This is a genomic window from Microvirga sp. KLBC 81, assembly GCF_003075415.1.
Lineage (GTDB): Bacteria > Pseudomonadota > Alphaproteobacteria > Rhizobiales > Beijerinckiaceae > Microvirga.
In genome coordinates this window covers 1-275 of record NZ_QDAH01000326.1, presented here as the reverse complement: position 1 = coordinate 275, position 275 = coordinate 1, and positions in this window count along the sequence as shown.

Here is a 275-nt window from a genome sequence, read left to right as displayed (position 1 = left end):
GCTCCCGCCGCCGCGCCGCCCGTCAGCAGCGCCCGCCGATCCGTTCCGCTCATGGGTCTTCCTCCACCTGGCCCGCCCGTTGGTCCGGACGCGGCCGGCCACAGGCTGTCCGCACGAAGCGCCGGCCGCAAGCCCCATGATTGAATTCGCGCCGGCCTCAACCGGCGGCGGCTCCCTACTGGAAGCCGCGCACCTCGTCGGCCGCGATGGGGCGATAGTCCTTGCGCGGATAGTCCGTCCCGCGCTTGACCGTCAGCATGACGCTGCGCATGGCC